Source organism: Pseudomonas avellanae BPIC 631 (assembly GCF_000444135.1).
GTDB classification, from domain to species: domain Bacteria; phylum Pseudomonadota; class Gammaproteobacteria; order Pseudomonadales; family Pseudomonadaceae; genus Aquipseudomonas; species Aquipseudomonas avellanae.
Genome location: NZ_ATDK01000403.1, coordinates 1 through 3,154, shown reverse-complemented (window position 1 = coordinate 3,154; position 3,154 = coordinate 1). Strand labels below are relative to the sequence as shown.

At 54.8% G+C, this 3,154-nt stretch carries 6 protein-coding genes and 1 pseudogene; 3 read left to right on the top strand and 4 right to left on the bottom strand.

The features are described from left to right. The first annotated feature begins 265 nt into the window (after positions 1–265). Positions 266–796, top strand: coding sequence for a hypothetical protein (locus DW49_RS0123140; protein WP_005617025.1), 531 nt, complete (start codon positions 266–268; stop codon positions 794–796). A gap of 67 nt (positions 797–863) precedes the next feature. Further along, positions 864–1,232 carry a c-type cytochrome gene (locus DW49_RS0123135; RefSeq protein WP_005617023.1) on the top strand — a complete coding sequence of 123 codons (369 nt, stop codon included), beginning with the start codon at positions 864–866 and terminating at the stop codon, positions 1,230–1,232. 51 nt (positions 1,233–1,283) lie between these two features. Here the strand turns inward: DW49_RS0123135 and DW49_RS0123130 are convergent, their stop codons facing one another. Beyond that, positions 1,284–1,469: a DUF6021 family protein gene (locus tag DW49_RS0123130; RefSeq protein ID WP_005617022.1), complete on the bottom strand. Its 186-nt coding sequence runs from the start codon at positions 1,467–1,469 to the stop codon at positions 1,284–1,286. Positions 1,470–1,619: 150 nt separating this feature from the next. On the opposite strand from DW49_RS0123130, the pseudogene DW49_RS01000000128790 reads away from it, so the two are divergent. Next, positions 1,620–2,021, top strand: a pseudogene (locus DW49_RS01000000128790) (DUF4124 domain-containing protein). 89 nt (positions 2,022–2,110) lie between these two features. On the opposite strand, the gene DW49_RS0123120 reads toward DW49_RS01000000128790, so the two are convergent. From DW49_RS0123120 to DW49_RS0123110, 3 genes are read right to left on the bottom strand one after another with little or no spacing between them, the layout of a single operon-like run. Further along, on the bottom strand, positions 2,111–2,503 hold the full coding sequence (locus tag DW49_RS0123120) for a DUF2846 domain-containing protein (RefSeq protein WP_024419786.1): 393 nt from the start codon (positions 2,501–2,503) through the stop codon (positions 2,111–2,113). Next, a complete protein-coding gene (locus tag DW49_RS0123115) occupies positions 2,493–2,693 on the bottom strand; it encodes a hypothetical protein (RefSeq protein ID WP_024419787.1) in 201 nt (66 codons plus the stop codon). Before DW49_RS0123115 ends, DW49_RS0123120 begins: the two co-directional genes overlap by 11 nt. Before the next feature lie 2 nt (positions 2,694–2,695). Next, a complete protein-coding gene (locus DW49_RS0123110) occupies positions 2,696–3,022 on the bottom strand; it encodes an EthD family reductase (RefSeq protein WP_005617016.1) in 327 nt (108 codons plus the stop codon). Between the last annotated feature and the right edge of the window lie 132 nt (positions 3,023–3,154).

Below are 3,154 nucleotides of genomic sequence, written 5' to 3'. Positions count from 1 at the left end.
CTGGTCAGTGAGAAATCACTGTCCAGATGCTCGTGGAATCAGTGTCCAAGTCAGCGTGGAATCACTGTCCAAGTGTTCGTGGAATGGGTGTCCAAGTGCGCGTGGAATCCCCACTCAATTCCCAGCAAGACCTTAAGCCCGCCCCCCCCATCGCGGGCTTTTCTTTGTCTGCGATTTGAGTGCAAGACCGTCTCCCGGCCGCGCGGGAACATCACGCAGCAAATGCTTTCCAAGCCCTATCCTTCCAGATGAACCCCCTGCGAACATGAAAAACACCCTGAAAAAGCTGGTCATCAGTATTGCGTGCCTGACCGGGGCTCCGGTTTATGCGGCTTGCCAGATGACGCCCATTACGTATGACATGCCGACGCAACGCCTGGATGAAGCCCTGCAGCAACTGGCCCATCGATCCGGTTGCCCGGTGACGGTTGACCTGGGCGCTGACAGCAGCAAAAAGGTCAAGAAGTTCAAGGGCACGTTCACGCCGGACAGGGCGCTGTGGCTGGTACTGAAGAAAACCGGGCTGGAGGGCTATGTTGAAAACAACGGGCTCACCGTTGATCGCCGGGGCCAGGATTTTGTCCATGCGCGGGCAGCAGAGATTCGTACGTCGCTTGATGATGCAGGGACAAAGGTCAACGCTGGAAAGAAGAAGCGCTTCCTCCACGAACTGACCAGTATCGAAACCGGCGCAAAAAAGCTGGTTCTGGAGCAGAGCTTTGTCAGCGCTGCCGAGATGGCGAGTTACAAGCGTGACTTCGATGAGTTGTCGAGCCAGATACCGGCCAGCAAGTGAGTGCCGGAAAATTGCGCTAACATTCGCAGCTTTTGAAGAAGCTGCCCCGGCGCGCTGTGGAATATCGATGAAAAGAACCGCGTTATTCGTACTGGCACTGGCGCTGCATCCGATGGCCCAAGGTGCAGGCGATGCAGAGGCCGGGAAGGCAGTGTTCACCCGCCTCTGCTCAGGTTGCCACAAGATCGGCCCTTCTGCGCGCAGCGCATTTGGCCCACCGCTTAACGGCATCATTGGCAGGCAAGCAGGTCAGCAAGAAGGCTACGTATACACCGACGCAATGAAAAACTCGGGGCTGATCTGGACGCGCGAAGAATTGCGCACGTACATCAAGGACCCAGGCGAAGTTGTGCCTGGTACACGGATGAAGCTGTGGTGGATGGGTAACGATGAAAAAATGGAAGACCTGCTCGAATACCTGGATGCCAACAAGTAAGACAGGCCGGTAATAAACCGCCCTCGGTATCGGCCGAGGGCAATCGGTCAATTATTTGTCGGGCGTGTACGGCGGGTAGTCATCCTTGCTGCCCTTTTCAGTGGCCGGCGTTGTTGCAGGCTCAGTCGGGTCGATCTGCGGGTCTTGGGTCTTCGGTGACTCCTCGTCGAAACCCGGATCATTTTTGCCTTGATTGCTCTTGTCTTGGTTGTTGCTGCCAGGCGTTGTGCCGGTCATGTGCACCTCCACTGTAGAATTCAGAACCTGATATTCAGAGAACCGACACACGCAGCCGTGCGATACGTCTGACGAATGGTCCCTCGCAGCGGGATGATCTAGCAGCATTCATAGGCAACTGGTAGCCTTGCGCCATATAGGGAGAGAACCATGAAAAGGCTTTCAATGACACTTGCCGTGGCAGCGTTGCTGGGTGCAAGCACGGCGCACAGCGAGATATTCAAATGCACGTCGGCGCAGGGAAAGGTGAGCTACGCGTCAATCCCCTGTGAAGGCGACGCCCAGAGCGCCCCACAGCGGCAAGGCCCGCCGAACATGCGGCGCGACGACGAACCGCTGGATTACGTCCACAAGACCAATCTCAAGGCCACCGAATACCTGAAGGTCAGCGGCCGCACGCACGTGACAGTGTACGAGACAGAGCGCTAAAAGGCGTTTCAGAGAAACCGCCCGCCACCGCCAAGCGTGCCCTCGCAGTGTCAAAGCCCGCTCTACAACAGCCAGTGTTTTGATCCGTCGGGTGGCATGTCTGCAGCAGGGAATAGGAGATAAGGCCAATGCAGACGCCATAAGGGCAGCGATCCATCCTGATGGTCACTGCCCATGACGCCTGCAAAGGTGCCGGTAACTGCGCTGGAAAATTACTTGCTCTCTTTGACAACAGTTCCCAGGCCTGCGTCCTTGACCAGGTAACGGCCTTCGACATCGCTCAGTTGTTTAAGGCCATTACGCGCCATGACCACGCCTACTTCGACTTCCTGCTTCAAGTAAACTACTTCACCAGCCTTGATCGAAAGAGGCAGATCAGCCCAGTTCTCGGCTTTGGAGCTGATGACGTGTTGACCAGGTGAGACGTAGAAATAGATGTACTGGTTACCCCGGTTGTAACCCATTTCGGATTCGGCTTCCTTGTCATCAAGAAAGACATTGAAGCGAACCATCATTCCGGCGTTGCTTGGACGAACGACATATATCAGGCCCTTGTCCGCGACAGCAGGCTTGGGCAACGTATATTGCGAGACTTCAGCCTGCATCTTTTCCATTGAAGGCGATGCACACCCGTATAGCAGCGCCATGGAAAGCAAAGCTGCAGTCTTGCAAAAAGTCTTGAACATTTGAATCGTCCTTGTTGAAGAGTGGAGCTTGCTTATCGGCCATTACGCCACAAGCTGAAGAGCTGATCGCGACGTCCGGCATGATCAAGTCCACTCTCGAAAGGAACATGCTTACCGGTCAAGCACATCTGCACGTACTTCACTGATCTGTATCTCCGGAATCAGATCGGTGTAGTTGATGATGTCCGCATTGATCTGCTTTGAGTGCGGCCCCATGCCCGCTTCAAAGTCTGCAATGGAGTCGCAGTAGATGTGGCACATGCCGATGTAGCGAGGGTCCGAGCCAGGCACTGCGCCGCCGATGCCCCTGTCGACGCTGTAGCCCTTGCAGTAGCTGCCCATCAGTTCCTGCACCAGCGGCAGGTGTTTGTCGCGATAGTAATCGTGATCAAAACGGGCACCCTCTTCATACGCATACAGCACGCTGACTTTGATCATATCGATAGACTCCTGAATAAATGGTCAATAAAAATTTCTCCAGACACTCTAGGGTCTGTTCCCGTTTCACATTGGTAGCCACAGAAAAGCGCAGGCCATTGCTATGACGCTTTCATAGTTTCTCTTGAGTTT

Excerpts from the sequence above, each read along its gene's own strand:
- DW49_RS0123140 (WP_005617025.1), top strand. The coding sequence starts at position 266 with ATGAAAAACACCCTGAAAAAGCTGGTCATCAGTATTGCGTGCCTGACC.
- DW49_RS0123110 (WP_005617016.1), bottom strand. The coding sequence starts at position 3,022 with ATGATCAAAGTCAGCGTGCTGTATGCGTATGAAGAGGGTGCCCGTTTT.
- DW49_RS0123130 (WP_005617022.1), bottom strand. The coding sequence starts at position 1,469 with ATGACCGGCACAACGCCTGGCAGCAACAACCAAGACAAGAGCAATCAA.
- DW49_RS0123135 (WP_005617023.1), top strand. The coding sequence starts at position 864 with ATGAAAAGAACCGCGTTATTCGTACTGGCACTGGCGCTGCATCCGATG.
- DW49_RS0123120 (WP_024419786.1), bottom strand. The coding sequence starts at position 2,503 with ATGCAGGCTGAAGTCTCGCAATATACGTTGCCCAAGCCTGCTGTCGCG.
- DW49_RS0123115 (WP_024419787.1), bottom strand. The coding sequence starts at position 2,693 with ATGTTCCTTTCGAGAGTGGACTTGATCATGCCGGACGTCGCGATCAGC.